The 14,687-nt window shown below is 41.4% G+C and carries 15 protein-coding genes; 7 read left to right on the top strand and 8 right to left on the bottom strand.

Annotation, left to right across the window (positions count from 1 at the left end):
* Window positions 1-132 precede the first annotated feature (132 nt).
* The 8 genes from AAW31_RS00945 to iscR are packed head-to-tail and all read right to left on the bottom strand — an operon-like array spanning window position 133 to window position 6,868.
* The gene (locus AAW31_RS00945; RefSeq protein ID WP_046848808.1) at window positions 133-693 is read right to left on the bottom strand and encodes a NifU family protein; all 561 of its coding nucleotides are present in this window, start codon (window positions 691-693) and stop codon (window positions 133-135) included.
* 54 nt (window positions 694-747) lie between these two features.
* Window positions 748-1,230: a Fe-S cluster assembly sulfur transfer protein SufU gene (gene sufU, locus AAW31_RS00940; RefSeq protein ID WP_046848807.1), complete on the bottom strand. Its 483-nt coding sequence runs from the start codon at window positions 1,228-1,230 to the stop codon at window positions 748-750.
* The gene (locus AAW31_RS00935) at window positions 1,230-2,492 is read right to left on the bottom strand and encodes a cysteine desulfurase (RefSeq protein ID WP_046848806.1); all 1,263 of its coding nucleotides are present in this window, start codon (window positions 2,490-2,492) and stop codon (window positions 1,230-1,232) included. Before AAW31_RS00935 ends, sufU begins: the two co-directional genes overlap by 1 nt.
* Before the next feature lie 3 nt (window positions 2,493-2,495).
* A complete protein-coding gene (gene sufD, locus AAW31_RS00930; protein WP_046848805.1) occupies window positions 2,496-3,791 on the bottom strand; it encodes a Fe-S cluster assembly protein SufD in 1,296 nt (431 codons plus the stop codon).
* The gene (gene sufC, locus AAW31_RS00925) at window positions 3,788-4,585 is read right to left on the bottom strand and encodes a Fe-S cluster assembly ATPase SufC (protein ID WP_046848804.1); all 798 of its coding nucleotides are present in this window, start codon (window positions 4,583-4,585) and stop codon (window positions 3,788-3,790) included. Before sufC ends, sufD begins: the two co-directional genes overlap by 4 nt.
* Entirely contained in the window at window positions 4,582-6,018 is a 1,437-nt protein-coding gene (gene sufB, locus AAW31_RS00920; protein WP_046848803.1) for a Fe-S cluster assembly protein SufB, read from the bottom strand. Before sufB ends, sufC begins: the two co-directional genes overlap by 4 nt.
* Before the next feature lie 2 nt (window positions 6,019-6,020).
* Window positions 6,021-6,374 carry a HesB/IscA family protein gene (locus tag AAW31_RS00915; protein ID WP_046848802.1) on the bottom strand — a complete coding sequence of 118 codons (354 nt, stop codon included), beginning with the start codon at window positions 6,372-6,374 and terminating at the stop codon, window positions 6,021-6,023.
* 26 nt (window positions 6,375-6,400) lie between these two features.
* Window positions 6,401-6,868, bottom strand: coding sequence for a Fe-S cluster assembly transcriptional regulator IscR (gene iscR / locus AAW31_RS00910; RefSeq protein WP_046848801.1), 468 nt, complete (start codon window positions 6,866-6,868; stop codon window positions 6,401-6,403).
* An 809-nt stretch (window positions 6,869-7,677) separates the two neighbouring features.
* On the opposite strand from iscR, the gene AAW31_RS00905 reads away from it, so the two are divergent.
* The 7 genes from AAW31_RS00905 (at window position 7,678) to AAW31_RS00875 (ending at window position 14,666) form a co-directional block, all read left to right on the top strand.
* On the top strand, window positions 7,678-8,319 hold the full coding sequence (locus tag AAW31_RS00905) for a shikimate kinase (RefSeq protein ID WP_082110293.1): 642 nt from the start codon (window positions 7,678-7,680) through the stop codon (window positions 8,317-8,319).
* 41 nt (window positions 8,320-8,360) lie between these two features.
* Window positions 8,361-9,461 (top strand): 3-dehydroquinate synthase, encoded by a 1,101-nt coding sequence (gene aroB, locus AAW31_RS00900; protein ID WP_046851385.1) that lies wholly within the window; start codon window positions 8,361-8,363, stop codon window positions 9,459-9,461.
* Window positions 9,454-10,575, top strand: a complete 1,122-nt coding sequence (locus AAW31_RS00895; protein ID WP_046848800.1) for a deoxyguanosinetriphosphate triphosphohydrolase — start codon at window positions 9,454-9,456, stop codon at window positions 10,573-10,575. Before aroB ends, AAW31_RS00895 begins: the two co-directional genes overlap by 8 nt.
* Before the next feature lie 105 nt (window positions 10,576-10,680).
* Window positions 10,681-11,442, top strand: a complete 762-nt coding sequence (locus AAW31_RS00890; protein WP_046848799.1) for an ankyrin repeat domain-containing protein — start codon at window positions 10,681-10,683, stop codon at window positions 11,440-11,442.
* Between the two features lie 130 nt (window positions 11,443-11,572).
* Window positions 11,573-12,247 (top strand): tetratricopeptide repeat protein, encoded by a 675-nt coding sequence (locus AAW31_RS00885; RefSeq protein ID WP_046848798.1) that lies wholly within the window; start codon window positions 11,573-11,575, stop codon window positions 12,245-12,247.
* A 911-nt stretch (window positions 12,248-13,158) separates the two neighbouring features.
* Window positions 13,159-13,764: a cytochrome P460 family protein gene (locus AAW31_RS00880; RefSeq protein ID WP_052751986.1), complete on the top strand. Its 606-nt coding sequence runs from the start codon at window positions 13,159-13,161 to the stop codon at window positions 13,762-13,764.
* A 329-nt stretch (window positions 13,765-14,093) separates the two neighbouring features.
* Window positions 14,094-14,666, top strand: coding sequence for a peroxiredoxin family protein (locus tag AAW31_RS00875; protein WP_046848796.1), 573 nt, complete (start codon window positions 14,094-14,096; stop codon window positions 14,664-14,666).
* Window positions 14,667-14,687: the final 21 nt, after the last annotated feature.

Raw genomic sequence — 14,687 nt, 5'->3', positions numbered from 1 at the left:
TGTTCAACACCATGATGGTGACGATAGATTTAACGTGACTTTGACTAAGGATCACACCATGGCAGGGAAAGCCTGCTGTGATATGATCCTTATGTTTTCTTTATGTTTAAAACTCACGTTACTTATATTTTCTCAAGCGGAAACAAGCACGATATCCGGCTCAATTGTTTTTAACAATCGCTCAATTCCTCTGAGCGTTCCAGAAATCGAGCTAGGGCAAGTGCCACATGCCCCTTGATAATGAATTTTCAGAATATTCTCTTCCAGGCTCAATATATGAAGATCACCGCCATCATTTTGTAAGTAAGGACGTACTTCCTCATCTAATAATATATTGATACGCTCCAGTCGTTGCTGATCTTCAGGGCTCAAGTTAGTCAATAGTTCATTGGCTGTTGCTACCGTCTCAGCGGATTGCGCATGAGCCGCTGGTGCAGCCCTAATTGGATCAGCAACAGCGCGTGCAAGATCTTGCCAGTCAGCTTCTCCATCTTGAGTAATCGTAATCCAGCGGTCAACATAGAAGACATTGGTAACATGATCTATATCGAACAAAGCTGATGCCAATGGATCATCCTTTGCTTGCTCAGCGCTGTCATAGGAATGACTTATACCCCAGGTAAGCGGTTCTTTCAGAACAAACTTCAAAGCATTTGGGTTAGGGGTACCTTCTATTTCAGCTATTTTTGGCATTTTGTTTTAACTGTTTTGGTAGTGTTTTATTATGCGATATCTGGTTTTTTGGGGTTAGGCCTTACTGTTAGCAGCATGGATTGAATCTTCTGCTGTTTCAGTCGATACGATAGCATTAGAATTCAATGCAGCTTGCAAAGTATGCCAAGGCAGAATTGCGCATTTGACCCGTGTAGGTAGATCACGTACGCCAGCAAAAACAGCTAGTCTCCCAAGGTGGTGAGGTCCCGAAAGATCAAGATTACCCACTGCCATTTCCCGAAATTCTGTTATTAAAGTTTCTGCTTCTGACCGTGATTTCCCTTTGACAGTCGCTGTCATCATTGAAGCAGATGCTTTACATATAGCGCATGATTCTCCATGAAAAGCAATACGATCAATGTGCTCTCCTTCCACATGCAACGCAAGATCAATGCGATCACCGCATAAAGGATTGTGCCCTACCGCATGGTGATTTGCATTATCAAGCGTACCGTAGTTGCGGGGCTTGCGATTATGATCAAGGATCACTTCCTGATAAATTGATTTTAAATTCATTATGAGAAAACCTTTTGTATAGAATGAATACCTTCTACCAAAGTATTAATTTCTGCCTTAGTATTATAAAACGCAAAGGAGGCGCGTGAGGTAGCAGGTATTTTGAAGCGCTGCATAATGGGTTGTGCGCAATGGTGACCCGTGCGTACAGCGATTCCTTCTTGATTAAGCAGTGTTCCCACATCATGAGGGTGAACGCCATCAATGATGAATGACAAGACAGCAACTTTAGTCCGTGTATTACCTATAATGTGGACACCGGGTATAGTTATGATCTGTTCGGTTGCGTAATTAAGCAGTTCATGCTCATAAGCTGCAATTGCATCTAACCCGATCTTCGATAAATACTCTATTGCGGCACCAAAGCCAATCGCAGCAGCAATAGGAGGAGTGCCTGCTTCAAATTTATACGGAATGGTGTTGTAGGTCGTTTTTTCAAAGGTTACCGAAGCAATCATATCACCTCCTCCTTTGAAAGGCTGCATGGATTCCAGCAACTTGGCTTTACCATAGAGGATGCCTATTCCTGTTGGGCCGCATAATTTGTGACCAGAAAAAGCATAGAAATCACAATCCAGATCTTGCACATCGACTTTCATATGGGGAGCAGCTTGTGCGCCATCGATCAAAACCGGTACGCCTTGCTGGTGGGCAAAAGCAATCATGCTTTTAATCGGATTGATGGTGCCCAGTGCATTCGATACATGCGTTAATGCAACAAAGCGAGTTCGAGGATTAAATAGCTTTTCATATTCATCAACTAATAGCTCGCCCGCGTCATTAATCGGTACGACACGAATGGTTGCACCTTTTTCTTCCGCCAGCATTTGCCATGGCACAATGTTTGAGTGATGCTCTAGGTTCGTTAAAATAATTTCATCACCACTCTGAATAAACTTGCGACCATAACCATGCATCACTAGATTAATGGCATCTGTTGTACCGCTGGTAAAGATGATTTCTCTATCTTCACGTGCATTGATAAAATGCTGCAAGGTGCGTCGGGCCGTTTCATATTCCCGTGTGGCTATCTCAGATAGGTAGTGCACTGCCCGATGGATATTAGCATGCTGAGTTGTTTGATACCGTATCAGACGATCAATGACTGATTGAGGCATTTGACTTGATGCAGCGTTATCCAGATAAACAAGTGGTTTATCGTTTACTTTGAGATTGAGAATGGGAAAATCGGCACGATATCGTGCTGCCAACTCTGAAGTTGGGGAAGTATTCATGTCTAGTAATGCATCAACAATTTTCATGTTTCAAGATATCTGTGTTCTTGCAAGGACGACTTCTTCGAGTTGCCTTTTAAGGGAAGAAATAGGAATACGGTCAATAACTTCGCCACCAAATGCATAGGTTAGCAAATTACGTGCTGCCAAATCAGACAGACCGCGGCTCTTTAGGTAGAAAATTTCTTCTTTATCGAGTTGGCCTACTGTGGCGCCATGCGCGCATTTGACATCATCAGCGAATATTTCAAGTTGTGGTTTGGTATCAATACGGGCTTTATTGGTCAGTAAAAGATTGCGGCTTAATTGTGCTGAATCCGTTAACTGAGCATACGGGCGTACCATGATTTTGCCATTAAATACCCCATGTGCCATGCCATCAACAATACATTTATGGAGCTGCCGACTCTTGCCATGCGGTTTCGCATGATCGATAAATGTATGAGTATCGGCGAGCTGACGTTCAGAAATCAATATCAATCCATCTGTAGCGCATTCAGCGCCTTCACCTGACAATATCACATTCAGGTTATAACGGGAAATAGAGGCTCCTAACGTTATGCTGACTGAATGGTACCGGCTTGCATGAGCAAGGGATACCGTACAATTCCCAATATGGAAAGCCTGCTGGTTATCCCGCTGAACACGAGTATGATTGATGTGCGCACTATCGGCAAGATTCATTTCAACGACTGAGTTCGTCACATAAGAAGCTGCTTCAGTAGTAATATAATCCTCAATAATTGTCGCATGACTACCCGCTTCGGCGATCAGTAGACAGCGAGGATAACTGGTAACTTCAGTTTGCCTGGATATGAACAGCAAATGAATAGGCGTTGTTACTGACTTATTCGTCGGAATAATGATACAGGCGCTATCCCGAAGAAAAGCAGTATTTAACGCCGTGAACACATCATTCTTAAATTCTGCCAACTTACCAAGGTAACGAGCAATCGTATCCCCATGAGTAGGAAGAAGCGATGACAAATTGCCAATAATTGCACCTGAATCATGAGCAATATGTGATAACTCGGGGACAAATTGACCATCTACAAATACCAGCCGACAGCTGGCTTCTTCGAGATAGTAATGTTTAATATCCGAGAGCTGTATTTTGAATGTTGTCGGGGCTACCGGATAAGGCAGCTGACTAAGGGGCGAAATATCAGTAAAACGCCATTCTTCATCTTGAGTTGTCGGTATCCTAAGTGCACCAGCACTATCCATCGCGTTTGCGCGAAGCTGATCAAGCCACGATGAAGTTGATGGTTTCTGCCATGACTGAACAAGGTGGTCGAGGTAGCTAGGGCTAGTCGCTGTACTCATGGCCGTACTCCAGCGGTGTTACCACGGTCATCGGTATTGATCCAATCATAACCATGAGCTTCCAGTTCCTTGGCAAGCTCTTTACCGCTTGTTTTGATGATTCGTCCAGCTTCCATCACATGAACATAATCAGGCACGATATAATCAAGCAAGCGTTGGTAATGCGTCACCAAAATAGTAGCATTATCTTTATTGGTAAGCTGATTTACACCATTAGCTACAATCCTGAGCGCATCAATGTCGAGCCCTGAATCTGTTTCATCCAGAATGGCGAGTTTTGGCTCAAGTAATGCCATTTGTAAAATCTCATTACGTTTCTTTTCTCCACCTGAGAATCCTTCATTGACGCTCCGATCCAGGAAATCTGGACTCATTTCGAGTAATTTCATTTTTTCGCGTACAAAATCATCAAATTCAAGCGGGTCAAGTTCTTCTTTGCCATGCTGGGACTGAACTGTGTTGTATGCTAACCGCAAGAATTGATTATTAGCGACGCCTGGTATTTCGATCGGATATTGAAATGCAAGAAATACACCGGCACGAGCACGTTCTTCAGGTTCAAGATCAAAAAGATTTTGATCGTTGAAGATAATCGTTCCGGCAGTGACCTCGTAAGCAGGGTGGCCAGCAAGAATTTTAGCAAAAGTACTTTTACCAGATCCATTGAGTCCCATGATGGCATGAACTTCTCCACTCTTGACCGTCAGATCAACGCCTTTCAGTATCTCAATACCATTTACATTAGCATGTAAGCCACGTACTTCAAGGAGTGTTTTACTGTTCTGATTGATCATCCGACACTCCCTTCTAATTTAAAACTGAGTAATTTGGTTGCTTCAACTGCAAATTCCATAGGCAACTGTTGAAAAACTTCTTTACAGAATCCGTTGATAATCATTGATACAGCTTCTTCAGTATCAATCCCGCGTTGTAAAAAATAAAAAAGTTGATCCTCACCAATCTTTGAGGTAGAGGCTTCATGCTCAACTTTAGCGCTATTATTATTGACCTGGATATAAGGAAATGTATTTGCGCTGCATTGATTACCAATGAGCATCGAATCACATTGTGAATAGTTGCGTGCATTCTCGGCTGTAGGCGCAATTCTTACCAAGCCGCGATAGCTACTATTGGAGTTTCCCGCTGAAATACTTTTACTAATAATAGTGCTACGCGTATTTCTTCCGATATGAATCATTTTGGTGCCAGTGTCGGCTTGCTGATAATTATTGGTAACAGCGACTGAATAGAACTCTCCCACAGAATTTTCACCACGTAAAATACAGGAAGGGTACTTCCAGGTAATAGCAGATCCAGTCTCAACTTGCGTCCAGGAAATGCGCGAATTAGCCCCTTTCGCCAGCCCACGTTTAGTAACAAAATTATAAATACCGCCAATGCCTTTTTCATCTCCTGCATACCAGTTTTGAACAGTCGAGTATTTAATTTCGGCATTATCCAGCGCAATCAGCTCAACGACGGCTGCATGTAATTGGTTGGTATCAAATTTGGGTGCAGTACATCCTTCCAGATAAGAAACCGAAGCACCTTCTTCAGCAATAATGAGCGTACGCTCGAATTGTCCTGATTCTTCAGTATTGATACGAAAGTAAGTTGACAAATCCATTGGGCATTTAACGCCCTTTGGGATAAAACAAAATGAGCCATCGGTAAATACTGCTGAATTAAGAGCTGCATAGAAATTATCGCCAACTGGTACGACAGTTCCAAGATATTTTTTAACTAATTCTGGATGAGTTTGAACAGCTTCAGAAATCGAACAAAAAATGATCCCGACTTCGGCGAGTTTTTCTTTATAAGTCGTTGCAACGGATACACTGTCAAAAATGACATCCACAGCAACCCCCGCTAACGCTGCTCGTTCATGCATGGGTACGCCGAGTTTCTCAAATGTGCGTAGCAACTCGGGATCTACTTCATCCATACTTGCTAACTTTTTCTTCGGCTTAGGCGCTGAGTAATAACTAATTGATTGAAAATCAATTTTTGGGTATTCGACATTTTGCCAACGTGGTTCAGACATGCTGAGCCATTTTTCATAAGCTTGCAATCTGAATGTGAGCATCCATTCAGGCTCATTTTTCTTGGATGAAATCAATCGAATGATTTCTTCGTTAAGTCCTTTGGGTGCAATATCTGATTCTATTTCTGTGACGAAACCATGCTTGTAAGGCTGGTTTACAAGATTTTGTAGTACAGCACTCATTTTTATATATTTTCCTTAGACTCTTCAGGTATTTTGAGGCTGAAGCTCTCACCACAGCCGCATGTATTTCCAACATTTGGATTGTTGAACTTGAAAGTACTATTTAGACCTTCTTTGACAAAATCTATCTCTGATCCATCAAAATAAGATAGGTTATCTCGTTTTACGACTATTCTTGCGTTATGCGACTCGAAGAGCTGATCTTCTTCTTTCATTTCATCAACATAATCAAAGATATAAGTAAAACCAGAGCAACCGGATTCTTTTATATCTATCCGTAGAGCCAATCCTTTACCACGCTTTGTGAGTTGCTGCTGGATTTGTTTGGCTGCACGTTCTGTCAATGTGATAGGCATAATTTTTCTCTATAAATTAATTAAAACTAAAATGCTGCTTCACGCATATCGTACAACTTGACAACGGCTTGCTCGCGTTGCTGATCGCGTTGTTTCTGCTCATCGACCAATTGCTTTAATGTTACGCTGCCAAGATAATTGAAAATAATGTCATTGAGTTCTGCCCATAGATCATGAGTCATACATTTGCCATCATTCAGACAATTTTCTTTTCCACCACATCGCGTGTTATCAATGGGTTCATCGACAGCAAGAATAATATCTGCAATAGATACTTGGTCCAGACTTTTAGCTAGGCAATAGCCACCGCCAGGACCACGCACACTATCAACAAGTTCGCGGTGGCGTAATTTTGCAAACAATTGTTCAAGATATGATAGTGAAATTTTTTGACGCTGACTGATATCGGCAAGTGTGACAGGTCCATTGCTGTGCTGCATCGCGAGATCCAATAGTGCTGTCACTGCGAATCGTCCTTTCGTTGTCAGTCTCATACCAGATTCCTTAATACAATAAAAGTTGGGTAAATAAGAGTTAATTAGGGTTTGTTGTAAATAATACTTGATTATTTTTGTCAACTATATAATACCTGACTGAACTAGTCAACTATAGCAAGCTATGATTTGCAATCTTTAATGAAGTTCAATAAATGAGCTTCTTATTTTGCAAAAAATGAATACACATTATGCCCCAGTTAAATCAATGGGTTATTGCTTTTGTTCAATATTCAATATTATTATTTAAGCCAATCTAGTTAAATTCTGCACTACCATGAAAATTTTTTCCTCACTACTGCAATAAAATTTTCAAAGTGGAGTGGAGATCTTTTTAATTGTTATAAACAAACTGTATGCTTTGCCTGTCTGCCGCTTCGTAAATTACCTCTGCATCAATGGTATCGTGCTTGCCTTTATGGCTTTTGCGTTACTGCAATACGCGCTCAGTTGCTATTAATTTCACTTCATGTACCAGTTCACCTGGCTCCTGCGTGAATAATGACTACCTGAGTAGGCCTCAAGGCCTATCGTGCAAAAGGTTATATTTTCTGCCCAAATAAGAAATTACTTTTTGTCTTGTCGTGGAGCCTTTACCAAGTACTATATAGTCATGGACACCAAGTATTATGCGCATGCATAATATTTTGAACAGTCCACATCACACATTTAATATAATTTTGTTAATATTTTTGGCTCACTAGAAGCAGGATCGGCCATTTCTAAAAATAATAATAAATTACATGAATTTTTTTATGGACTCATTGGAATCTCTGCGTAGGTGAAAGTATTCCGTTACAATTGTCTCTATGTCATTAATTAAGCCAATCAGCAAAAATAATCATGATATAAAGTTTTTACAGGGGAATATTATTCTCGTAGGTATGATGGGTGCCGGAAAAACTACGATTGGTAAGTTGCTGGCAAATTACATGGGTAAAACGTTTCTGGATTCCGATCATGAAATTCAACAGCGTACTGGTGTTAAGATTCCTTTGATTTTTGAAATTGAAGGAGAGGCTGGGTTTCGTAGACGTGAAACGGAAGTGTTGCATGAGCTGGTGCAAGCAGAGAATGTAGTGCTGGCTACTGGTGGGGGGGCGGTGCTAAGTGCTGAAAATCGTGCCTTATTAAGACAACATGGTATCGTAGTTTATTTGAGCGCATCCGTGAATGAACTGCAACGAAGAACACGCACTGATAAAAATAGGCCGTTACTTCAGACTGAGGATTTGCATGCCAGATTGACAGAGCTTCATGCTCAACGCGATGCCCTTTATCGAGAGGTAGCACATATCATCATAGATAGCGGAAAACAAGGTGTGCGATCTCTAGTACAACGGCTCGCTCGAAAGCTGCTTTTCTTCAAAATGAAGAAACTCCGAGCTGATGCGTTAAATCGGAAAAAGAACGTGATCAAGGCTTACCAACCGAATAATTATGAATCTTAAAAGGGATGAGTTCTTCCCATTAGTTATGTTATATGAATGATATGCAAACTGTTAAGGTGGCCTTATTTTCTTCCGAACAGGACCGAAGTTACCCCATTTACATTGGTAATGCATTATTAGAGCAGGTAGATTTGTTATTGCCTCATTTGCCACAGAAACGGGTGGCAATTGTCACTAATACCACTGTAGCCCCTCTTTATTTAGATCAATTTCGTAGGGCACTAGAGCGGCATGGGATCTGTTCCGTTGCAATTATTCTGCCTGATGGTGAAGATCATAAAAACTGGCAGACATTGAATTTGATTTTTGACGCATTATTGGAGCAACGCTGTGAGCGAAAAACTACCCTCATTGCGTTGGGAGGAGGGGTTATTGGTGATCTGACAGGGTTTGCGGCGGCGACTTATTTGCGAGGTGTACCTTTTATCCAAATTCCTACTACCCTCCTTGCACAAGTGGATTCTTCAGTAGGCGGTAAGACAGGTATTAACCATCCCCTTGGCAAAAATTTGATAGGAGCATTCTATCAACCGCGCATGGTGTTGACAGACAGTGCGACGCTTACCACCTTGCCTGATAGGGAATTGCGTGCCGGCATTGCAGAAGTGATTAAATACGGTCTTATACGCGATGCTGACTTTTTTATGTGGTTGGAACAGAATATAACGGGTTTAATTACACGTAATGCTGACATTCTGAATAAAGCTATTTGCCGAAGTTGCGAAATCAAAGCAGAAATTGTCGCTGCAGATGAGTGTGAGGGTGGCGTGCGGGCACTGCTTAATCTTGGCCACACTTTCGGTCATGCAATTGAAAACGCCATGGGCTATGGTGTATGGTTGCACGGTGAAGCAGTTGCTGCGGGGACTATAATGGCAGCAAATCTGTCAAAACAATTAGAATTTATCAATGAAAGTGATTTCGAACGCATATGCAGCATATTTCAAAAGATAGGACTACCAGTTAGTGCACCCAAACTTTCTCCAGATGATTACTTGAGCTTGATGAAGCTTGATAAAAAAGTAGAGGAGGGAAGAATACGTTTTATTCTACTGAAGCGTATTGGTGAGGCAATGATGAGTCATGATATTCCAGCATCAACCTTGAGAGAGACATTGCTGACTTGTATGGCTAATGAATGATTTGGCTTCTTACGCAGTATCCACTGCTAATTCGCGCGGACGTCTCATCAAAGAAGCCCCTCCTATTGGTCGAAGTGAATTTCAACGCGATCGTGACCGAATAATTCATTCAACAGCTTTCCGTCGGCTTGAATATAAAACACAGGTATTTGTAAACCATGAGGGTGATTTGTTTCGCACGCGCTTGACACATAGTCTAGAGGTGGCCCAGATTGGACGTTCAATCGCGCGGAATTTAAAGTTGAATGAGGATTTAGTTGAAGCAATAGCACTGGCGCATGATCTAGGACACACGCCTTTTGGCCATGCAGGGCAAGATGCTTTGAATGATTGCATGAAGGAATATGGTGGCTTTGAACATAATCTTCAGTCTTTAAGAGTCGTTGATGTGCTTGAAGAACAGTACGGTGCTTTTGAAGGTTTGAATTTGTGCTTTGAAACCCGTGAAGGCATTCTCAAGCATGTCGCTAGAAAGAATGTTGAAAAGCTCGGTGAAGTGGGAGAGCGTTTTTTAATTAATCAAAGACCTTCACTGGAGGCACAGCTTACCAATATTGCTGATGAAATTGCGTATAATAATCATGATGTCGATGATGGTTTACGTTCCGGTTTTATTACAATGTCGCAATTGGAAAAAATAGAAATATTTTCCAGACATTTATGGCAGGTGAAAAGAGATTATCCGAATATTGGTGGTCGACGTTTAATTCATGAAACGATACGTGGCATGATTAATAGTGTGGCAACAGATTTAACCCAACAAAGTAAAAGCAACATCGAAAATGCGCGACCAAAGGGTCTGGATGAAATACGATCAGCACCATGCTTGATTCGATTCAGCGAAAAGATAAAGCAGGAGCAGCAGGAACTAAAAAGCTTTTTGTACGATAACCTTTATCGACATTTCCAAGTAACACGCATGAGTAATAAGGCGCAACATACGATTAAAATGTTATTCAATGCATTCAACTCAGATATTCGACTGCTACCTACAGCATACCAGATTAAATTTTCTCAATATGGACATCAGGCTATTGCTGATTATATTGCCGGCATGACTGATCGTTTTGCAATTAAGGAATACCAGCGACTGTTTATCATCAGTGAAAACTAACATTCATTTTGTGTGAATAACAGCGGATTTTAGATAGCCCTATTTGTTATCTGCTATCTGATTATTAAGTTGCGTGAATACATATAGAAGAGAGGAGGAACAGAAATGCTCTGGTCAAGGATTAATTTGTATGCTTTAGGCGTGCTGATAGGGTTGCTGCATTTTTCAAACGACGCAAGGGCTAATTTAGACAATAGTGATCTGGTCAATGCAGCTACACGCGGTAATTTGTCTGAAGTAAAAGCATTGCTTTCAATGTCTGACAAAAGCCACGAAGGGCGCGATAAAGATATGGCATTGATAGGCACAGTACAGAATGGTCATGAAAATATTGTTAAACTACTGCTTGCTTCTGGCGCTGACGCAAATGTAAAGGCAAACAATGGTCGGACCGTACTCATGTTGGCTGCGCAGGATAATCGTATTGGTATCGCGCAAGCATTACTTGCTGCTAATGCAGATATAAATGCGGTTACCGACGATGGAATGACAGCATTAATGTTTGCATCGCAAAGAAATCACATAGAGATGGTGCGTCTATTGCTTGAAGCAGATAAGGATGTCAATGTCAATGCCGTGACCAACGAAGGGGTTACCGCATTGATGCTTGCATCACAAATAGGGGGCCAAGTCGTGATCCAGCACTTGCTGCAAGCAAACGCCAATGTGAATAGCCAAGCAAAAAATGGCGCAACTGCGTTAATGCTAGCCGCACAACATGGCTATCGCGGAGTGACCATGACGCTACTTGCTATGGGTGCAGAAATTGATGCTAAGGCAGAAAATGGTGCGACTGCGTTATTACTGGCCAAAAAATATGATCATAAGGGTGTCATTGAGTTACTTCAAAAAGCAGGTGCGAAATAGAGATTCTGCTGAGTAATCATCTTGTGAGCTTCTTATTAATTTATCGGCTTGGCTTTGATGGATGTATCTAACTGTAATACAACCAGAATGTTATAATTTTTATTTACTCTAAGAAGAGCGGAATGACTCAATGAATATACGTATTTTTACATTGCTAGCCTTATTGATGTTAACTCTGGCTGGATGCGGTGATGAAACCCCATCAGCAAAATCGGAGGCAGACGAAACTTGGAAAAATCTGCCCGATGAGATTACTCCTATCAATGAATTACCATCCGTATTCCAACAAGGTTTATCGCCGGAAGAAAAGGCTGATCTGCTGAAAAAAATCATGCCAATGGCAGATGATGGATTATCACCTGAAGAACGATTCCTAAAATTACGCCAAGATGCGGAAGCAGGCGATGCCGAAGCGCAGAACGCTCTTGGTTCCTTGTTCTATTCCGGAGAGGCTATCTCCAAGGATGTGACAGGAAAAATTATGGACTATGATCTGGAATCAGCTGCAGGTTGGTTTCATCGCGCTGCAGAGCAGGGGCATGCAGCCGCCCAATTTAATCTGGGCCTGTTGTACGCAGAAGGCCAGGGTGTTCCACAAGATTCCGCTAAAGCAGTGGAGTGGTTTACCAAGGCTGCTGAACAAGGCAACGTGGATGCGCAAAATAACCTGGGTGTCATGTATCTAGTAGGCGAGGGGGTCCCTAAGAATATAGATAAAGCGATTGAATGGTTTGAGAAGGCTGAGAAACAAGGCAATGAAGAAGCAAGAGAAAATCTTAAGGCTATACGTGCTGCGGGAAATTAGGCTGGTATTTTCACTTACAAAATATTGCAAAGAAGCTTGAAAGGGAATTTAGAATTAGTTACAAGAAAAGATGGTTTCTTCTAAAGGAAGCTATCCGCTACGTGACCATGCTTCTGATTCCCGTGTCAATAGCAACAAATCTCCTTAAACCGCTTTACAGGTTTAAGGAGATTTGTGACCGCCTCTAACTCAAACCCATTCATTGGTAAGACGCATCCCCCATTTCTTGAGCTGTTAGCATGAGTGTCATTGCCGCTATACCATATAAGCGCATCCTTTTATCGTGTTGTGTTGGTAATCGTTCATTGATTTTATGTTGAGGACCGAATGCCTTACTTAGAGTCTACTCAAAAAGTATTTCTCGTAATTTCATATAAAATTTATTATCCATAATATATTGCTTTCTAAAGAATATTATTCATAACAGTATATGGTTTAATAAAAATTGATCGAACTCAGGTGAGCTTGAGCTCAAATCAAGTGCAAGGGTTTCTGCATGATTTATTCAAAAACCTTGCACTTAAAAAGTGATTTTTACGATATTGTTAAATAAAAACAATTGTTTATATTTTCTGAGCAAGCTCTAATTAATCTACTTGAGTGATAGCACTGGTTATTCCATTCTTAAATCAAAACTGAATTTGTCTATTTCACCTTGTCGTATGATTGATACTGTCTGCGGCTCGCCTTCGCGCCATGTTAGATTTGGAAATGGAATTACAGCTATGCTTTTCTAATGGGTGATTTACAAGATTTTGCAAAGTTATCCAAAAAAAATTTACAGCTATTGATTGGTATGACAAGCGTGACGGATTCTTGTCTTGACGTTGTCTGTGGGGCTGTCTACTATAAAAAGTCTTTATTTAAAACTATTTTTTGACATTTTAATTTTATTACTTTAGGGATTGATTATGTCACAGTCTAAAAGAACGTTGTTTGGTCCTTTAACGTCATTCTTGCTATCCGGTTTGCTAGTTGGCCAGGGAATGACTGTTACTGCTGGCCAACAAGATGATCGTCATGAGCCTGGCAGAACAACCTATGCTCATTTCAACAAAGGTGGGCAGCTGCTCACACCCAGGAATTATCGTGAATGGATTTTCATTGGCGCACCTGTGACACCAAAAGATATGAACGATGGCAATCCCGCATTTCCTGAGTTTCACAATGTATATATTGATCCCGTTAGCTGGGCACACTGGAAGCAAACTGGAAAATTTCGTGATGGGACGATTATCGTTAAGGAATTAGTAAGCGTCGGTGCCGAAGAGGCGGCCAGTGGCAATGGTTATTTTCAAGGGGAATATCTTGGTATTGTTGCGACCGTCAAGGATTCCAAGCGTTTTGCTGATAGACCTAACAATTGGGCATACTTTGGCTATGATAGCTATAAAAGCAAGAGCGCGGCTCCCCAACCTGATGAATCTTGCAACGCTTGCCATAAAGAAAATGCTGCTGAAGACAACGTGTTTACCCAATATTACCCAGTATTGCGCGCTGGCAAGCCTGAGAAGTAAGTAAAGTAACCTGGTAAGGTGATGGCTAGGAGAGAAGGGTTGCAAAGACTGCGGTAGTCATCTAAAGGTTTTAGAAAAAAGGGTATTTTATTCCCAGCACTTCTTAGTGCAGGATGACTTGCCCTTTCTTTTTCATAAAGCTTTAAGAGATATTCCTGCGGTTTGTTTGTATTCATGCAGTTGTTTTTTTAATTCTATTATTTCTCATCACAAATTAATTACAGGTAAGCCGCTAACCATATCAATAATAGGGCCGGAGAAGTCGACAAAGTTCATTTTGACTAAAATTATAGTAATATGCAGATTCTAAAACAGAAGGTAGCTCATTAATGAAAACTCATCAAGCAAATGGAAAAATTTTGGCGCCAGAACTTCAGACAGTGGGTTGGTTGAATACACCTCAACCTATTACACTCGCTTCATTGCGGGGCAAAGTGGTGTTACTCCATGCTTTTCAGATGCTGTGCCCAGGTTGTGTGCAAATGGGTATTCCCCAGACGCAAAGAATATTTGAAGAATTCAATCCAGATCAGATTGCCGTGATTGGTCTTCATACGGTCTTTGAGCATCATTCAGTAATGGGCCGTGAGGCGCTTGAAGTATTTGCTTATGAGTACCGGTTGCGTTTTCCGATTGGGATCGATAAGCCGAATGATCAGCATGTCATTCCGCACACCATGATGACTTATCAGATGCAAGGCACACCTACGACAATTCTGATCGATAAGACCGGTCATCTGCGCATGCATAAATTTGGCCATGTCAGTGATTTTATATTGGGGGTATCAATAGGTACTTTGCTTGCAGAAGAAGTGGATGAAACCGAACAGCTACAACCTGCTCAAAGCAAGCAGAATGAGGCTGAATCTTTAGGTTGTGGGCCGGATGGTTGTGCAGTTTAATGGCATGAGTTTTAGTAAATT

This window comes from Nitrosomonas communis, from assembly GCF_001007935.1.
Taxonomy (GTDB): Bacteria; Pseudomonadota; Gammaproteobacteria; order Burkholderiales; family Nitrosomonadaceae; genus Nitrosomonas; species Nitrosomonas communis.
This window is presented reverse-complemented; position numbering and strand designations above follow the sequence as displayed.